General features: G+C 37.7%; 17 protein-coding genes. 3 read left to right on the top strand and 14 right to left on the bottom strand.

Going from position 1 to position 16537, the window contains the following annotated elements:
- Positions 1-23: 23 nt before the first annotated feature.
- The 10 genes from N0B48_RS07135 to N0B48_RS07090 all read right to left on the bottom strand — a co-directional run bounded on the left by N0B48_RS07135 (position 24) and on the right by N0B48_RS07090 (position 9331).
- A complete protein-coding gene (locus N0B48_RS07135) occupies positions 24-1793 on the bottom strand; it encodes an AMP-dependent synthetase/ligase (RefSeq protein ID WP_259837858.1) in 1770 nt (589 codons plus the stop codon).
- Complete coding sequence (locus N0B48_RS07130; protein WP_259837857.1) at positions 1790-2803, bottom strand: NAD-dependent epimerase/dehydratase family protein; 1014 nt, start codon at positions 2801-2803, stop codon at positions 1790-1792. Before N0B48_RS07130 ends, N0B48_RS07135 begins: the two co-directional genes overlap by 4 nt.
- A 478-nt stretch (positions 2804-3281) precedes the next feature.
- On the bottom strand, positions 3282-4286 hold the full coding sequence (locus N0B48_RS07125) for an MvdD family ATP-grasp ribosomal peptide maturase (protein WP_259837856.1): 1005 nt from the start codon (positions 4284-4286) through the stop codon (positions 3282-3284).
- Entirely contained in the window at positions 4279-5235 is a 957-nt protein-coding gene (locus tag N0B48_RS07120; RefSeq protein WP_259837855.1) for an MvdC/MvdD family ATP grasp protein, read from the bottom strand. Before N0B48_RS07120 ends, N0B48_RS07125 begins: the two co-directional genes overlap by 8 nt.
- An 82-nt stretch (positions 5236-5317) precedes the next feature.
- Positions 5318-5545 carry a microviridin/marinostatin family tricyclic proteinase inhibitor gene (locus N0B48_RS07115; RefSeq protein WP_090023257.1) on the bottom strand — a complete coding sequence of 76 codons (228 nt, stop codon included), beginning with the start codon at positions 5543-5545 and terminating at the stop codon, positions 5318-5320.
- Positions 5546-5596: 51 nt separating this feature from the next.
- Positions 5597-5833, bottom strand: a complete 237-nt coding sequence (locus N0B48_RS07110) for a microviridin/marinostatin family tricyclic proteinase inhibitor (protein ID WP_259837851.1) — start codon at positions 5831-5833, stop codon at positions 5597-5599.
- Between the two features lie 43 nt (positions 5834-5876).
- Positions 5877-6122, bottom strand: coding sequence for a microviridin/marinostatin family tricyclic proteinase inhibitor (locus N0B48_RS07105; protein WP_259837849.1), 246 nt, complete (start codon positions 6120-6122; stop codon positions 5877-5879).
- A gap of 115 nt (positions 6123-6237) precedes the next feature.
- The gene (locus N0B48_RS07100; protein ID WP_259837846.1) at positions 6238-7017 is read right to left on the bottom strand and encodes an alpha/beta fold hydrolase; all 780 of its coding nucleotides are present in this window, start codon (positions 7015-7017) and stop codon (positions 6238-6240) included.
- Positions 7018-7138: 121 nt separating this feature from the next.
- Positions 7139-7858 (bottom strand): pyridoxine 5'-phosphate synthase, encoded by a 720-nt coding sequence (locus tag N0B48_RS07095; RefSeq protein WP_259837844.1) that lies wholly within the window; start codon positions 7856-7858, stop codon positions 7139-7141.
- Between the two features lie 204 nt (positions 7859-8062).
- On the bottom strand, positions 8063-9331 hold the full coding sequence (locus N0B48_RS07090) for a mechanosensitive ion channel family protein (RefSeq protein ID WP_259837842.1): 1269 nt from the start codon (positions 9329-9331) through the stop codon (positions 8063-8065).
- A gap of 122 nt (positions 9332-9453) precedes the next feature.
- Between N0B48_RS07090 and N0B48_RS07085 the strand changes: the two genes are divergently transcribed.
- Together N0B48_RS07085 and N0B48_RS07080 are read left to right on the top strand one after the other, a co-directional pair.
- Entirely contained in the window at positions 9454-9945 is a 492-nt protein-coding gene (locus N0B48_RS07085) for a DUF456 domain-containing protein (protein ID WP_259837840.1), read from the top strand.
- A 96-nt stretch (positions 9946-10041) separates the two neighbouring features.
- Entirely contained in the window at positions 10042-10557 is a 516-nt protein-coding gene (locus N0B48_RS07080; protein WP_259837838.1) for a hypothetical protein, read from the top strand.
- Here the strand turns inward: N0B48_RS07080 and N0B48_RS07075 are convergent.
- From N0B48_RS07075 to N0B48_RS07065, 3 genes are all read right to left on the bottom strand, one after another.
- Positions 10544-11185 carry a uracil-DNA glycosylase gene (locus N0B48_RS07075; RefSeq protein ID WP_259837836.1) on the bottom strand — a complete coding sequence of 214 codons (642 nt, stop codon included), beginning with the start codon at positions 11183-11185 and terminating at the stop codon, positions 10544-10546. The two genes, N0B48_RS07080 and N0B48_RS07075, sit on opposite strands and share 14 nt — an antisense overlap.
- Before the next feature lie 131 nt (positions 11186-11316).
- Positions 11317-12318 carry an acyltransferase family protein gene (locus tag N0B48_RS07070; protein ID WP_259837834.1) on the bottom strand — a complete coding sequence of 334 codons (1002 nt, stop codon included), beginning with the start codon at positions 12316-12318 and terminating at the stop codon, positions 11317-11319.
- A gap of 46 nt (positions 12319-12364) precedes the next feature.
- Positions 12365-12874, bottom strand: a complete 510-nt coding sequence (locus N0B48_RS07065) for a GNAT family N-acetyltransferase (RefSeq protein WP_259837832.1) — start codon at positions 12872-12874, stop codon at positions 12365-12367.
- Positions 12875-12973: 99 nt separating this feature from the next.
- Between N0B48_RS07065 and N0B48_RS07060 the strand changes: the two genes are divergently transcribed.
- On the top strand, positions 12974-15121 hold the full coding sequence (locus N0B48_RS07060; protein ID WP_259837831.1) for an endonuclease MutS2: 2148 nt from the start codon (positions 12974-12976) through the stop codon (positions 15119-15121).
- 152 nt (positions 15122-15273) lie between these two features.
- On the opposite strand, the gene N0B48_RS07055 is transcribed toward N0B48_RS07060, so the two are convergent.
- Positions 15274-16344 carry a GEVED domain-containing protein gene (locus N0B48_RS07055; RefSeq protein ID WP_259837830.1) on the bottom strand — a complete coding sequence of 357 codons (1071 nt, stop codon included), beginning with the start codon at positions 16342-16344 and terminating at the stop codon, positions 15274-15276.
- Between the last annotated feature and the right edge of the window lie 193 nt (positions 16345-16537).

The following is a 16537-nucleotide window of genomic DNA, read 5'->3' as shown; positions in this document are numbered from 1 at the left end:
CTTGGGTTGATCAAGCTTTATTTCTAATACATTTTCTCTATAATATCCGCATATTTTTTAAGCACTACATTTCTCTTAACCTTCAATGTAGGGGTGATTTCACCGGTATTGATATCAAATTCAGCAGGCATCAGCGTGAATTTCTTCACTTTTTCATAATCTGCCAGATGAACCTGTAGTTCTTTAATTTTCTCTTTATACAAAGCAACAATGCTGTCGTCTTTTACAGCAGTCTCCCAATTGGTAAAAGGAATGTTGTTCTTTTTAATATAATCCTGTAAAAACTCAAAATTCGGAACAATAAGTGCGGAAACAAACTGTCTTCCTTCTGCGACCAGCATGATCTGCTGGATGAAATTATTATTGGTCAGAAGATTTTCAATCTGCTGTGGAGCGACGTATTTTCCGTTGGAGGTTTTCATCAGATCCTTGATCCGGTCTGTGATGATCAGATTTCCTTTATCGTCAAATTTTCCGGCATCTCCGGTTTTGAACCATCCGTCTTCCGTGAAAACTTTCTGGGTTTCTTCCGGCTTGTTGTAATAGCCTTTCATGATTCCGTTTCCTTTAGCCTGGATCTCGTCATTTTCACCGATACGGATTTCTACACCCGGTAAAGGTTTTCCGCTGGTTCCATGTTCAAAATGGGTCAATGGGAAAAGTGTCAGTGTGGCTGTAGTTTCTGTCAGTCCATAACCAACTGTTACGTGAATGCCTACGGAATCAAAGAACTTTGTCACTTCCGGCGACAGTGATGCTCCACCACAAGGCAAGAACCACAATCTTCCGCCCATCTTCTCTTTAATTTTGCTGAAAACGAGCATATCAGCGATTGATTCTTTGCATTTTAATCCAAAAGGAATCACCTGTTCATTTCTTCTCAGTTCTGCAGTCTGCCATCCTGTTGCCAGCGCCCAATCGAAGATTTTCTTCTTCAGCGATGAACCCTCTTCGGCTTTTTCTAAAACTCCGGCATATACTTTCTGGAAAAATCTCGGTACCGCACACATCATCGTGGGTTTCACCTCTTCCAGCGTTTTTGCAATATTCTTCGGATCTTCCAGGAAATATACCCTTGCTCCACCATAAAGACAAAGCAGGCTCCAGCTTCTTTCGAAAACGTGGCTCAACGGCAAAAATGCCAGGGAAAGCTCTTCCTCAAAGTTTTTAAATTTAAAAAACTCGAAGTGAGAATCGAAAGCCTTGATGAAATTTCCGTGAGTAAGCATCACCCCTTTTGGAGTTCCAGTGGTTCCGGATGTATAGATCAGCGTGGCTGTGTCGTCATTTTCTTTATGACAGATCTCCAGTTTAGAAGACGATTTGGCGATGAAATCTTCAAGATAAAAACTGTTGAATTCTTTTTTGATCCAGATTGATTTTTTAGAAACAATGATGGTTTCCAATGGATTCTCTTCTTTCTTCAAAATTTCCAGACATGCATCATACTGCTCCTGACTGCCCACCAATACAGCTTTTGCTGAAGAGTCATTGATGATATATTCCGCCTGTTCTGCATTATTGGTTGAATACACAGGTACATTGATGGCGCCAATCGCCATTGAGGCCAGATCAAAGATCATCCACTCCGAAGAATTGTCTGAGTAGATCGCTACTTTATCATTTTCCTGAATTCCTGCATTTTTCAGTGCATTAGCAGTCTTAAAAACAATTTCACCGAATTTTTTCCAGCTCAGTTCTTTCCACGCCTCATCTTTCTTTTTAAAGCCTATCGCGGATTTCACCGGATGTTTTTCTACATTTTTTAGGATAATTGCTGCTGCAACATTCATGAATTCAGCTTTTTGTCGTTAATATAATTTTTAAGATGAAAATCAACACTTTCCTTTACAGGAATCAACTGATAATCGATCTCTTTTTTAATCTTCTGATTGGAAATGGTGTTAAGGGATGATATGGATTCAATATTGGATTTTGTAATGATTCTCAGCTTCGGAATCAGCCAGCCGAAAAGGATATTAGCCAGTCTTCCGAGATTTAACTGGAATTTTGAAAGGATTTTTGCTTCCTTCAATCCAAGTTGTGAACGGATCTGTTTCCCAAGATCTGCATATCTTTTGTTTTCGGATATCAGAATAAAACGTTCTCCGAAAGCATTCTTTTCCATCAGATCAATGGAAATCTGAGCTGCATCTCTTACATCAATATAACTGGTTCCGCCGGAAAATGTAAAGCCATTCTTTTCAAACGTTGGGAAAATATCTCCGCTACTTTGGCCCCAGTTTCCGCTTCCGATGATCATTCCCGGATTGACGATGATGGTATTCAAACCTTCCGCAGAAGCTCTCCACACCTCCATCTCAGCAAGGTGCTTTGAAATGGCGTAAGCAGAATGTTCTTCTTTAGGATTAAATTCAGAACTTTCGTCTAATTCTCCGTTTTCGTTAAAAATATCCAGAACCGCAATGGTACTGACGTGAAGAAATTTTTTCACATCCGAACCTTCACAGGCAAACAGCAGATTTTCTGTACCCTTCACATTGGTATGGTACATTTCTTTTTCATCATGAGGATGGAAACTTACTTTGGCGGCACAGTGATAGACCTCATCTACCCCTTTTAATGCATTCTGCAGAGCATCAATATCATCGAAATCTACGTCTACCCATTCAATCTTACTGAAAAGATCATCAGGATTCTCTGTATAGAAACCGTAAGAATGCCTTACATCGTTTAAATTGCTGCCCGGTCTTTTGGAAGCACGCACGTTTTTCCCTTTTTTAAGAAGTTCCAAAACGATCACCCTTCCCAGGATTCCGGTTGCACCCGTTACAAAAATCATTAATTATTTACTTGATTGCTGACTAAAATATAACAATATTTTCTATCCGGCAATTCTTCATTTTCCTGTCAGGATTTTATGAAAAACGCCTTATGCAAATTTGCGATTTTTAAAGCAGAATTCCGCTTAATTTAACCAATATTATCATTATTTTGGTCTTCACATGTAATTTTGGTTAAGCTGATAGAATATTTTTTTAAACTACAAAAGAGACAAAAGTTTTTTAAACACTTAAGTTATTTTTTTAAGTTCATGCATTACGCATAGAAAGTACACTTAAGCTTTAAATAAAAAATCAAAGATTTTATTTGTCGTGATAAAAAATCTGTTTGATTTGTGTAAAGTCAATGGTGAATTTTGCTTTGCATGTGAATGGTCAATTATGAAAACTTTGATGAAAAACTTTCATTCTAAAAGACAAAAAAAGCCCTTCAGATTGACAAAAGGGCTTTTGGGTATGAATTAGTGATGACCTTTTTTAAGCCATAACCATATTGTTTCTTCTTGGAGCTTTGTCGCAAAGTACGTCTGCGATGCTTTTGGAAATCATATTTTCTTCCGTTAAATTATCCAGCCAGAAAAATTCACCTGCTGCATTGATCTCAATGAAATAATATTCGTCTTCAGGGGAAACAATGATGTCTATCGCACCGTAATCCACATTGTAAACATCTAAAAGTTCAAGGAGTTTTGATTCAACATCTGCAGGCAGTTCTGTTCTCTCCCATTTCGTTAATAGGTTGACACCATCTTTTCTCCAGTCCACTTTAGCATCTTCAGACTGCTGGGAATCTATTTCAAATGCATAAACATCCTGTCCTACAATGGTAACACGAAGTTCTCTTTTCTTTTCTATCTTTTTCTGGAACTGCATCGGGCAATACACTAATGAATCCAGTTCTTCAAGCTTATCTTCATTCACCACATTTGTGAAAACAACACTTTCCACACCGTCTTCATAAATTGCAAAACCCGTCTGCATTTTTGCCACTACGTTCTGATGCTTAAGGATGAACTGTCTGGCTTCTTCAGGATTATTTGTCAGGCAGGTTTCAGGAATTTTAAGTCCTAATTTAACTGCAATTTTCAGCTGTTCTTCTTTACTATCCAGTCTTCTGTAAACACCCGGTTTTCCCAACGCATAAGCATCTACAGACTCTATAAACCCGAAAAGTGTGTTGCGGATCTCGCCCATGGCAGCCCCGTAGAATTTTTTTTCCAATTCTTCCTGCAGTCCGTTTCCGATATTGTAAGCTCTTCTGTACCAAACAGCAGCAATATCATCCAGACGGTACTTTTTATCTTTAGTCTCAAGGATACTTACCCATTCTCCATCCTGAAAAATGGTGGACAGTTTGTTTTCTATAGGATACAGGTCTACATCGAAACGGATGACCTCGCAACCGTTTTTCTCTATGTATTCTGTTACTTTTTCAATTGAAAAATTATCAGCAGTATGCGTAATGATTAGTATTTTATTCATGGGTATTGATTCTTTTTATAAGGTTATCGGCAATTTTTTCTGCAATGGGAAAATCCAGCTCTTTCTGAAGCATTCCCCATTCTCCCTGTGGATTCACTTCCAGGAAATAATATTCCCCGTCTTTTCCTCGGATCATGTCAATGGCTCCGATATAAAGTCCCATTTCTTCCATCATAGACGTAAGACCTGACTTTATATGTTCCGGAAGTTCATAGGCTGACCAGGTATAATCTCCATTAGCCAGTCTCCAGTCGACATTCTCGCTGTTGTTGATCTTTCCCGTAAAGAAATCTCCGGCCAGATAAACAATTCTCAATTCGTAAGCTTTGTCAATGTAGGGCTGGAAGATCATCGGACAATACGTGATGTCTGAAATATTCTCCAGAGTATCTTCTTCAATGATCATGGTTGAGATCAGATTTTCTCCGTTCATGGTCTTTGCTGTCAGGCTGTGAAGTTTAGCCACTGCTTTTCCGCCGCAGAATTCATGAAAAAAGGCAGTAATCTTTTCTTCATCGTTAGAAAAAATAGTTTCAGGAATCGTGAGGCTGCTTTCTTTGGCCAGTTTTAACTGAAGCATTTTATTTCCGTCTATCTTTCTTTCATTCTCAAAAGGATTGATCCATGGAATGTTTTCCAGGACGGTGATCAGGTTATAGCGAAGGCTCGCGTATCCGCTCAGGAATATTTTTCTGTACTCTTCATCCAGTTCTTCGGGCGTGTTTATTCCCCAGGCTTTTCTGTGCCATACTGCCTGAATATCTTTGGAATGTATCGTATTTCCGGACTCATCGGTGAGTTCAAATGAATTTTCATTCACACTGATCTTCTGGAAATGGTTCATACGGTCAGAATTCAGTCTGAACCATGGAATATTTTTGGAAGTAAGATATTCAAAAAAGATATCGATATTGTAAAAATCCTTTGAGTGGGTGATGCAGAGAATCATGTGCCGCTTTTTATTAAAAAAGGAAACTTAATGGTAAGTTTCCTTTGATATGATTGTATTAATACGATTAATATTGTACGTCCTAATCTAATGGAACTGTTGGAGCATCGTCATCTCCGTCAGATGGATATTTCATTGTCACCATCAGGTCGTCCTGAGGAGAAGTTACGTTATCTACCACTGGCTTCGTGATCACATCTCTTTCAGGAATTGTGATGATACCACCTCCTTTTACTGTTTCAGGATCTTTCAGTTGTTTTTCTAAGAATGACGCAAAAAACGGCTTCTTTTTTGAATTTTTGTCTTTCATAATAATTTAGTTTTGGTTAAAATATGTTTGTAATTTCTTGTGTACAGAAATTTAAACAAGATCTTCGTCACCGTCTGAAGGATACTTCATAGTAACCAACAGATCCTTGTTCGGACTTGTCACATGATCAAAAATCTGTGCTGTAACATTATCTTTTGAAGGAACAGTAACGATGTCGTTGTCAGTGCTTGTAATAATTCCACCCCCTTGAATGGTTTCCGGATCTTTGATCTGTTTTTCCAGGAATGAAGCAAAAAAAGGCTTCTTTTTTGAATTTTCGTCTTTCATGATTATTGAGTTGGGTTAAAAAAATATTTCGTTGTAATGCTGATTACAACATTTCTAATTCACCACCCTCATCACTGTCAGACGGGTACTTCATTGTTACCACCTGATCTCTTAAAGGCAATGTCGCGTTGTCCACAAGTTGTGATGTAATGACAACATCTCTTGTCGGTACAGTAATAGTATCTACAGTAGGTGCCGTAATTCCACCGCCCTGAATTTTCTCAGGATCATTAATTTGTTTCTCTAAAAATGAAGCAAAGAAAGGTTTTTTTGAGTTTTTCTTTTCCATAAGTTAATATATTTAGCTTTTTTGTAAAACTAAAGTACAAAAATTTCAATACGTGGGGAAATATTATCTTATTTTAAGAAAATTTTAACTAAATAATTGAATAGGCGGAATTTAATTAATGTAAATCAAGAAATTCCTTTACAACATTCGCGAAATCAACCGGATTTTCAGCCTGAACCCAATGTCCTGCATTTTTTACAGTGACAATTTTTGCTTTTGGAAACTGCTGCTTAATCCCGTATTCATCCTGTGGAAGGATATAATTTGATTTTGCGCCTGCAATAAATAAAGAATCACCTTCGAAAACACCAAATTTTACGGCATTCGAAACAAACTCGTTATATTTTTCAGATAAAGTTTTAAGATTAAACCTCCAGTTCAGCTTTTTGTTGTCATCCCAATATAGGTTTTTTGCTAAAAACTGTATCGTAGATTTTTCAGGAATGTACTGACTCAAAACCGTTTCCACCTCACCTCTTGAACCTACAGTATTTAAATCTACCGTTTCAAGAGCTTTGATGATTCCCTGATGATGCGGAGGATAAGCTTTTGGTGAAATATCTACTACGATCAGCTTATCTACCCTTTCCTGGTATTTCAAAGCAAATTGCATCACGGCCTTTCCACCTAAAGAATGTCCTAAAACATGAGCTTTCTGAATTCCGTAATGATCCATATATCCAGCAATATCATCTGCCAGATCATCATGCGACATACTTTCGGAATGAAAGCTTCGCCCATGATTTCTAAGGTCGATTAAGTGTACGGGAAGATATTCGCCCAAGTCTTTTCCAAAACTTCCCCAGTTGTCCAGCATTCCAAACAGCCCGTGAAATACAAGAAGCGGCGTAACCGTAAGATTTTCGCCAAATATTTTTGAGTTTAAGATGTCCATTTTTTTTTAATTATAGAGGTTAGAAACTAGAAGTTAGAGGTTAGAAGCTAGAAATTAGAGGTTGAATATTTAAAGTGCGTCTTTCATACTAAATTCTAAATTCTAACTTCTAATTTCTCCTTTACCATTTTGCCAAACGTTTCAAATACGCCTGAACCGTATTTTCAAGTCCCATATACAGTGCTTCAGAAACCAAAGCATGACCGATGGATACTTCAAGTAGATTTGGAATATTATCGGCAAAGTATTTTAAATTTTCAAGGCTTAAGTCATGACCTGCATTAATTCCCAATCCGAATTCTGTAGCAGCAACGGCGGTATCGTAATAAGGTTTTATAGCCTGTTCTTTATTGGTAAGGTAATTTTTCGCGTAGGCTTCGGTATACAGTTCTATTCTTTCGGCGCCCGTTTTTGCAGCGTGCTCTACCAGCTCTGGCAGAGGATCAAGAAAAATAGAAGTGCGGATTCCTGCGTTTTTAAACTCTGCGATAATTTCTGTCAGAAAGTCCAAGTGTTTCTTGGTATCCCATCCTGCATTGGAGGTAATAGCATCGTCTGCGTCAGGGACCAACGTTACCTGCTCCGGCTTTACTTCCAGAACCATATCAATAAAAGAGCGGTGCGGATTTCCTTCAATGTTGAATTCAGTGGTTACCAATGGCTTCAGATCGTAGACATCTTTTCTTGTAATGTGCCTCTCATCTGGTCTCGGATGGATAGTGATTCCCTGTCCTCCAAATTCCTGGATCTTCACGGCTGCCTCTGTTACACTTGGCGTTTCGCCTCCTCTGGCATTTCTTAATGTCGCAATTTTATTAATGTTTACGCTTAGCTTTGTCATTTCTTTATTTATAGATGTTAGATAGTAGAAGTTAGATGTTAGCTTTTGAGCGTACTTCTATATCACATTATTATTACTTTTCGAGAAATTAGATAGTAGAGGTTAGAAATTAGTTTTGGGTATACTTCTATATCTCTAAAGCCAGATCAGAATAAGCAATCGAATCCTACTAACTTCTAGTCTCTAGCTTCTAACTTCTCTATTCTACACTTTAATACTCACCTGCATCACCTGAAGATCAAATTCTTTGGAAGCTACAAGCAAGTGGTCAAAAATATCAGCCTGAATCTGTTCAAAGTGATCCCATTTGGAATCATTTGCAAAACAGTACACTTCAAGAGGAAGTCCCTGCGGCGTAATATCGAGCTGACGAACCATTCTGACTCCCTCCTGATCAATATCAGGATCGTTTTCTATATATTTTTGAGCATAATATCTGAAAACCCCGATATTGGTCAACTGTCTTCCGTTGATTGTTTTATCGTTATGTTCCAGATTTTGTTTTTCTTTTTCAATTTCCAGTGTTTTCTCTTCCAGATAATCTGAGATCAGGTTGATATCTTTTAACCGTTCAATATCTTCTTCATTTAAAAATTTAAAAGAATTGATATTAAAATAGACCGATTTCTTGATTCTTCTGGTATTGGATTCAGACATCACCTGAAGGTTTTTAATCTCTGTTGTCAGCAAATCGTAGGTGGGAATTGTGGAAACGGTTTTATCGAAATTGGTGATCTTCGTTGTCAGAAGGCTGATATCGGTAATATTTCCTTCAATGCTGTATTTCGGAATGCTTACCCAGTCTCCTACTTTTAAATTTTTAGAGGTTGCAACGTGTATTCCGGTTACAAAACCTAAAATCGTATCTCTGAAAACAAGCACCAATACTGCGGTAATGGCTCCTAAACTTCCTACAATCGTCGTTCCTTTAATTCCAAATATCACACAAAGTCCCACCACAGAAAAGATGAAAATCCCAAGGATCTTTACGGTTTCCGAAATCGCATTCAGTGCCATGATCTTGTAGAAGTCCTGTTTTATGGTGAAATAATACCTGAAACCTGTTAATGATCTGTATAACATTCCGGCAAGAATAAGCACGAGGCCTAAATTGATGGATCTGTTGATGAAAATATTGGTTTTAGGGAGTGCCGTTGCAGGAAATATGGAAGGATGTATTCCTCCTACCACCAAAAGTGCGGCAAAATGAGCTACGGAATTAGAGATCTTAGACTGGTAGATAGATCGGATGATTGGATATTTCTCATCATTCCGGAAAAATCTGAAGATAAAATTGATAGCAAATTTAAACACAAAATCTACCACTAAAAACACGGCACAAAGCAGTGCCAGTTTGACAATAATATGAACAATCCAATCCATTCCGCCGGGTGTTACCTGGCTGATATAGATGTAAAGCTGATCACTTATTTCCTGTAAAAAACTTTTAGTATCCTGTATCTCGTCTTTCATTACAGCAAATTTATAAAATTAAGAATGATGATGTTACTATTGACAATCAATTTTCATCCCAAATATTCAAAAGGCTTCTGTAAATCTTCTTTTTTCCTATCTTGCATTGATAATTTTAAAGAATGGATACAACGCTAATTAATATTCTCTGCCTTATTTTACTGTTTGTGGGAATACTGGGAACGTTCCTGCCCGTCCTTCCAGGGCTTTTATTAAGCATCTGCGGACTTCTGATTTATAAATTCGGGACCGATGCGGATCTTCCTATGATTTATATCTGGGCATTTGGAATTCTCACTGCAGTTTCTGCTGTCTTAAGTTATGTTATTCCGGCAAAAACAAACAGAAAATACGGAGGAACACGTTGGGGAAGCATCGGATCTATCATTGGAACAATTGTAGGAATTTTTATTCCTATTCCTTTAGGCTTTCTGATTGGAATGTTTGCGGGGGTATTTATCGGGGAACTTCTTCATGACAGCAAGGATATGAACAAAGCTTTGCAATCAACGAAAGGGGCATTTATCGGATTTATTTACGGAACTGGATTCAGTCTTGTGGTAGGTGTGGCAATGTTTTTGGTAGTAGTTTTAGATATGCTTAATGTTATTTAGATTGGAAGAGGGAGGATGGAAGTTACTCGTCTCAGTATCTTAGGCAAGTTTTAAAATCTTAGCTAAGGTATTTTCGAACTCTATAAAAAATAAATTATGTTTCACAAAGCCATTATATTCAGTCTGGGAATGCTAACCTTAGCAGGATGCAATGCCCAAAAGAAAACGAAAACGCCGGACTCAACTTCCGGAACAACTGCTAATACCAGTGGTCCCAAGTCTTCGGTACAAAAAGAAGGCGTCATCTACCTTAATCAGGGCGAAAATAAATTCCTGAAAGAGTACGAAATGAATGTCACATTCAAAGGAGTTTCTGAGGACAGCCGATGTCCTGAAGGCGTCAACTGTATCTGGGCCGGAGTTGCCGTAGCACAGATCGAAGTGATGGGAACCTATACAAGACCAGTCGTTCTGCTCCTGGCTTCATCAGACAATGCAGGCAGGAATTATTATATGTCTGAAGAATTCAACGGATATACCATTTCCCTGAAAGAGATCACTCCTTTCCCAAAATCAGAGGGCGGTGTAAAAGCTTTGGAAGGAAAATATAAAGTTGCCCTTACCATCAAAAAAGCGGACGGAGCTGCGAATCCGAACCCTACCAGGAAATAGGCTTCTTCCCTTTTGAGATCAGATATTCATTGATCTTTGAGAAGGGCTTGCTTCCATAAAATCCTCTGTACACAGAAAACGGTGATGGGTGCGCCGATTTTAAAATAAAATGCTTAGCCGGGTCAATAAGTTCGGCTTTTTTTTGTGCAAAAGCTCCCCAAAGAACAAAAACCACATTCTCTTTTTTATCTGAAATTTCCTTGATGACAAAATCTGTGAATTTTTCCCAACCTAAGTCTTTATGAGAGTTCGGTGTATGGGCACGAACCGTTAACGTAGCATTCAATAATAAAACACCCTGTTTTCCCCAGTCATCCAGTTCTTTTGATGTTCTTTCCACCCCTACGTCATCTTTCAGTTCAGTAAAAATATTTTTAAGGGAAGGCGGTGCTGTTACCTGCTCGGAAACAGAAAAGCACAAACCGTTAGCCTGAAAATCATTATGATAAGGATCCTGACCGATAATCACGACCTCAACATCTTCAAAAGGTGTTATTTCCAGTGCTCTGAAGATTTGGTTTTTAGGCGGAAATACTTTGGTGGTGGCATATTCCTGTTTTACTTTTTCCCAAAGGTTTGTAAAATAGGTTGTACTTTTTATCGGGGCTAAAACTTCTGTCCAGGTCATGAGATTGATATGAAAATGTGTTAATAGTACAAAAATATCCTTTAATTACTGGATGACCAAATCTGCCGATGTGATGATGTGGCGATATGTTGATTTGATGATTTGATAATGTGTTGATGTGACTGGGTGCGCTATGTTTTAAATATTTTTATTCTTTTTTCAATGAGTAGGTAAGAAAAATAGGACAGCAATATGGAAAAGCCGATCAGAAGAAAATTATTAAAATAGTAGGAATCTGCAATGACAATATTCTGCTTTCTTACGATATAATGAATGATATACAGTGAATACGAAATATTGCCTAAAAAGTAAACCGCTTTTGTTTCTAAAAACGTTTTGACCAGGCTTTTTCTTTCCGAATACAGATGTTTTATGATCATTGCAGACAGCAACGGAATAAAGAATACCCCTCTTCCCGTGTACAGCAGCAATAAAAATAAAATAACAATCCCATACACGAAAAGATTAGTTTTCTTTAGTTTCAATTCCGGTAAAAATGCAATTCCGATTCCTATTAAATAGGAAGATATCGTTCGTATTAAAGAACCTGCTCCAAAAACGACATCAAGATATTGCGAAGATCTGTTGATGGTAATCGGTGAATGGTCAAAATACATATCCGGCAGATAAGAAATTACGCCTCTCAAAACCAATCCTGACACAATAAGAAACCAGCTGTTTATCCTATCCCGGAGTATAGCCCGGAGCATAAAAGGAAAGATGAGATAACACATCCACTCGGTGCTTAATGACCAATAGACTTCATTAAATGAATAATTGGGATTGAAAAAACACTGCAAAAGTCCTGCATTGATTAAAAACTCAGACCAGGAAGGATCTTTTGCGATAAAAAGGGCGATGAAAACGACAGAGACAAAATAGACCGGATAAATCCTGTTGATTCTTTTTTTATAAAATGTCTTCACTCCGTCAAAAGTCAATTGCTGAAATTTTCCGGAATAGGACACAGCCAGCAGAAAAGCACTGAGTACAAAAAAAATGTCTACAGCCACATAGCCTTTCCCGATCACAGACTGGATCCAGAAACTTTTAAAATAAGTGAAATGGAAAAACGTGACCCAAAGCGCTACAATACCTCTAAGCCCCGTTAATGATTTTATTTCGTTTCTCATGTTACAAAATAAAAGTTCTGCAGTTCTGATTGATCTGAATAAAAAATCATTTATTTTTCTTTAAACTGAAAATGATATTATCCGGAAAACCTTCATCTACTTTTCCTTCTTCCAAAACAAAATGATGCTTTAGCAAAAGACCTTTCGAGTTTTCATTGAATTTGCTGGTAATGGCTACAATTTCCTGTAAGTGTATTTCATTAAAACCATATGCCAAAACCGTTTTTAAGGCTTCAGACATTATTCCTTTTCTGTGATAATCGGGTAATAATTCATAGCCTACCTCAGCCGTTTTCCTGTCTTCTGAAAAATTCCAGAGACAGATGGTTCCAATAAGATTGAGCTGATCTTTAAAGCTAATTCCAAAATAAACAGTCTGATTATTCTGCGTTCTCTCTTTTATCGTTAAAATAAACTGCAGAGCATCATAATTGTTTTTGGGAGAATTCCTTTTCACAAACTGATTAGTGACTTCGTTGCTGCGAATTCTCAGAATATCCTCAACATGGGTTTCGTTGATGTTTTTTAAAATTAAGCGTTCGGTTTCCAGTTTCATCTTCCAAATTTACTAAAATGAATGCATTACCCTGGTTCCAAATTCTCAAATTAATTGATTTTCAAATTAACATTCACATTTTCTCACTAAATTTGCACTGTGTATATAAATAAAGAAGATTTAAACGAATTAGAGTTTCCGCAATTGCTCGCGGAGATCTCTCCATTTGCCTTTTCTCCGAAAACGAGAGAAAAAATTCTTCAACTTCGTCCCATGGAAATTGACGAGGCGGAACTTTTATTAAAAAAAACGTCGGAATATCTTTCGAGTTTTGAAAGTTCAAATGCAATTCCATTCGATGAGTATGAAGATATCGAAAGTGAGCTGAAAGTGATGCTGATTGAAAATTACCGTCTGGAAAACAGTGCTTTCATCAAAATAAAAACTTTAACTGAGCAGATAGGAAAACTACAGAAATTTTTCCCAACCATGCCGGACACCTTCCCTACTTTGCTAGGCGACGTTTCTGAGCTGGAGTTTAAAAAAGAAATCATTGATAAGGTAGATAAGGTCTTTAACCGGTTCGGAGAAGTGAAAAGTGATGCCTCTCCTGTTCTGAAAGAACTTAGGGCTGAAATCCAGCTCGCGAAAAAAGCGATTCAGGAAAATTTCAACCGTGCGCTATTCAACTATGGACAAAGCGAATTTCTGGATGATATCCGGGAAACGATTATTGAAGACATGAGGGTTTTAGCTGTAAAATCCGGGTTTAAGAAAAGAGTGGCCGGAAGGATTTTAGGAATTTCAAAAACAGGTTCTATTACCTACATGCAGCCGGATAGTGTTGTAAAACATTACTTCAAGCTGAAGGAAAGTGAAGAGGAAGAGAAAAAAGAAATAGATAAAATACTACGAAAACTCACTGCTGAACTGGCAGAATTCCAACCTCAGCTATGGCAATACCAGGCTTATATTTTTGATCTTGACCTGACGAGAGCCAAAGCAAAATTTGCAGAACTGGTCAATGGAATTCTTCCAAAGATCAACCGTCACAGAACTTTAAAACTGAAAGATGCTTTTCATCCACTGTTATGGCTCAGAAATAAAGCAGAAAACAAAACGATTCACTCCCAGAGCCTGTCATTGACGGATCACAACAGAATCATCTGTATTTCCGGACCGAATGCAGGAGGAAAATCCATCACTCTGAAAACAGTCGGACTACTTCAGCTGATGATCCAAAGTGGAATTCTGGTCCCTGTGCATCCAAGATCTGAGATGTTCTTTTTTGAAAAGGTCATGACAGATATCGGAGATAATCAGTCTATTGAGAACCATTTGTCTACCTATTCGTCAAGGCTTAAGAAAATGGCAGGAATCATTCGTGAAGCTGATGCTAATACGCTGCTTCTTATCGATGAATTCGGAACGGGATCAGATCCTGAGCTTGGTGGTGCACTGGCAGAAAGTTTCATGGAGTATTTCTATGATAAAAAGAGTTTTGCTATAATTACAACGCACTACACGAATATCAAAATTGTTATCGAAGAGCTTCCGAATGCTGAAAATGCAGCGATGCTTTTCGATGAAGAAACACTGGAACCGATGTATAAGCTGGAAGTGGGACAGGCAGGAAGTTCGTTCACCTTTGAGGTAGCAGAAAAAAACAGAATTCCAAGATTTATTATTCATGCGGCTAAAAAGAAAGTTGAACATGATATCGTCAATCTTGATAAAACGATTGTAAAACTTCAGCAGGAAAAATTTGAAGTTGAAAAACTGAAAACCGATCTTGCCGAACGAAAAGAATCTGTAGAAGACAAACGCGACAACCTTCAGAAACTGAATGACCAATTGCAACAGAAACTGTTTAATTTCCAAAAACTGTATGAAGAGGAACACCGTAAGCTTCAGTTCGGAAATAAAATTGAAACATTCATCGACGGTTATGTCAACGGGAGATCCAGAAAAGATGTTGTAAAAGACTTTGTAAAAATTCTTGAGCAGGAGAAATTCAGAAAAACCGGAGCTGATAAAGACGAGTCAAAACGTCTTCAGGTGGTTAAAAGAAAAATCACCCAACAGCTTAAAAAGGAAGATGTGATTGAAAAAATTGCTGAAACCAATGAAAAACTGGAAGAGAAACGCAAAACTGACCGCGCGGTATGGATGAAAGAAGGACAGCGTGTCCGTATTCCGGGAAGCACTAGCGTAGGAACCATTGAGAAAATTTCCAAAAATAAGGTGACCGTGAATTATGGTAGTTTTAAGACGACGATTAATGCGGATGAGTTGGAGAGGATTTGATGCGACGATTCGGTGATGTGATGATGTGGGGTAATAAGATGATTTGATAATGATAGGTTGAGGATTTACTTTTTTGTGGATTTTACGACTTTTAACTTTATAAAAAATAGCGCTGAATTTTTCAGCGCTATTTTATTTTTTTTACTTTTTCTTTATTTTTTGATGAATTTCAGACGGGTTGTATTTTCTTTATTTTTAAGCTGAATAAAGTAAATTCCTTTAGCAAGATGACGAATATCTACCGTATTCTCAGATGTTCTGCCTTCTCCTGTTTTTTGACCTGAAGCTGAAAAAATCTCATAGCACGTGTCTGATGAAAGCCCTGAAATATGTAAACTTTCTGAAGCAGGATTTGGATAGATGGTGATGTCTTTGGATTTCGTAGTTTCATTTACAGCAAGATTCGTGTTCACAAAAGTTACTTTATAGTCTTCCACTTCTCCATACGCAAATGTTCCGCATGGATCAGCCACTACTGTTTGGCTGAGTATAACTCTCATTGCTGTTCCGCATTCGGTTATATTGGCCAAAGGAGGAACACTAAATGTAAAGGCTTTAGGATTGGTAGAGTCTACAGTAGTAGAAATTATCATTTCCGAAGCTTCAAAAATTGCATTCGCATTAAAATCTATCCAAGCTTTTACATAAGCTGTCTCCGGTATACCTGCCCAGGTGGGTGTTACGGATAAAATATTATTTAACGAGCCCACCCCAAGCTGTATATGGGTTGGTGGGCTCATACGAAAATCCGTATAATTGGAAGTCACTGAGGGATTTACCATCGCAGGAAGTCCTCCGGAAGGAGTTACCGTAACGTTCGATAAATACAGTGCTCCCAGAGTTAAAGATCTGGACTGGCAGTAATTCAGATGGGTATAAAAACCTAACGGAAAAGATACATCTCCGGACGCATTATCAATCACCTGAACTATTTGTCCTGTACAGGGGGTAAGTCCGTTCAGATTAACAGAGTTGATCCCGGCGGGAATATTCATCGTTAGCCAAACCCCGGATGTTGTAGCCCGCCATCTTACGGTATACCCTGTAGCTCCGGGTATAGGATCCCACGTGATATCAGCAGAAGTAAAAGTAATGTTGGAAGCCACCAAGTTCGTCGGTATAGTGAAGGCAGATTTTGTGCGAATATTTTCCATTCTGCCGGCTGCCTGAAATTGTACTGCTGTTGAAAAAAGCAGAAGTATAAAAAGTAGATTTTTTATCATTTTTATTTTGTTTATGGATTTTGTTCTGAAAAATAATTCAAATTATTCACATATCATTACATTTTTATTGCATTTACATAAAAACAACTAAGTATTATTTGATCAGGAAATAAGTTTTTCAGAGCAAATTGATAATTTTAATTAAATCCTGTTATATTTTACTGATCAAAAAAACATTTAATTTATATATTTG

Origin of the sequence: Chryseobacterium herbae (assembly GCF_025154075.1) — a bacterium.
Classification (GTDB): Bacteria; Bacteroidota; Bacteroidia; order Flavobacteriales; family Weeksellaceae; genus Chryseobacterium; species Chryseobacterium herbae.
Note: the sequence above shows the minus strand (reverse complement) of the source record. Positions and strands in the feature narration are given on the sequence as shown.

Bases quoted from the DNA above. Each gene is read 5' to 3' on its own strand.
- N0B48_RS07135 (WP_259837858.1), bottom strand. From the start codon at position 1,793: ATGAATGTTGCAGCAGCAATTATCCTAAAAAATGTAGAAAAACATCCG.
- N0B48_RS07130 (WP_259837857.1), bottom strand. From the start codon at position 2,803: ATGATTTTTGTAACGGGTGCAACCGGAATCCTGGGAAGGGTGATCGTT.
- N0B48_RS07125 (WP_259837856.1), bottom strand. From the start codon at position 4,286: ATGAATAAAATACTAATCATTACGCATACTGCTGATAATTTTTCAATT.
- N0B48_RS07120 (WP_259837855.1), bottom strand. From the start codon at position 5,235: ATGATTCTCTGCATCACCCACTCAAAGGATTTTTACAATATCGATATC.
- N0B48_RS07115 (WP_090023257.1), bottom strand. From the start codon at position 5,545: ATGAAAGACAAAAATTCAAAAAAGAAGCCGTTTTTTGCGTCATTCTTA.
- N0B48_RS07110 (WP_259837851.1), bottom strand. From the start codon at position 5,833: ATGAAAGACGAAAATTCAAAAAAGAAGCCTTTTTTTGCTTCATTCCTG.
- N0B48_RS07105 (WP_259837849.1), bottom strand. From the start codon at position 6,122: ATGGAAAAGAAAAACTCAAAAAAACCTTTCTTTGCTTCATTTTTAGAG.
- N0B48_RS07100 (WP_259837846.1), bottom strand. From the start codon at position 7,017: ATGGACATCTTAAACTCAAAAATATTTGGCGAAAATCTTACGGTTACG.
- N0B48_RS07095 (WP_259837844.1), bottom strand. From the start codon at position 7,858: ATGACAAAGCTAAGCGTAAACATTAATAAAATTGCGACATTAAGAAAT.
- N0B48_RS07090 (WP_259837842.1), bottom strand. From the start codon at position 9,331: ATGAAAGACGAGATACAGGATACTAAAAGTTTTTTACAGGAAATAAGT.
- N0B48_RS07085 (WP_259837840.1), top strand. From the start codon at position 9,454: ATGGATACAACGCTAATTAATATTCTCTGCCTTATTTTACTGTTTGTG.
- N0B48_RS07080 (WP_259837838.1), top strand. From the start codon at position 10,042: ATGTTTCACAAAGCCATTATATTCAGTCTGGGAATGCTAACCTTAGCA.
- N0B48_RS07075 (WP_259837836.1), bottom strand. From the start codon at position 11,185: ATGACCTGGACAGAAGTTTTAGCCCCGATAAAAAGTACAACCTATTTT.
- N0B48_RS07070 (WP_259837834.1), bottom strand. From the start codon at position 12,318: ATGAGAAACGAAATAAAATCATTAACGGGGCTTAGAGGTATTGTAGCG.
- N0B48_RS07065 (WP_259837832.1), bottom strand. From the start codon at position 12,874: ATGAAACTGGAAACCGAACGCTTAATTTTAAAAAACATCAACGAAACC.
- N0B48_RS07055 (WP_259837830.1), bottom strand. From the start codon at position 16,344: ATGATAAAAAATCTACTTTTTATACTTCTGCTTTTTTCAACAGCAGTA.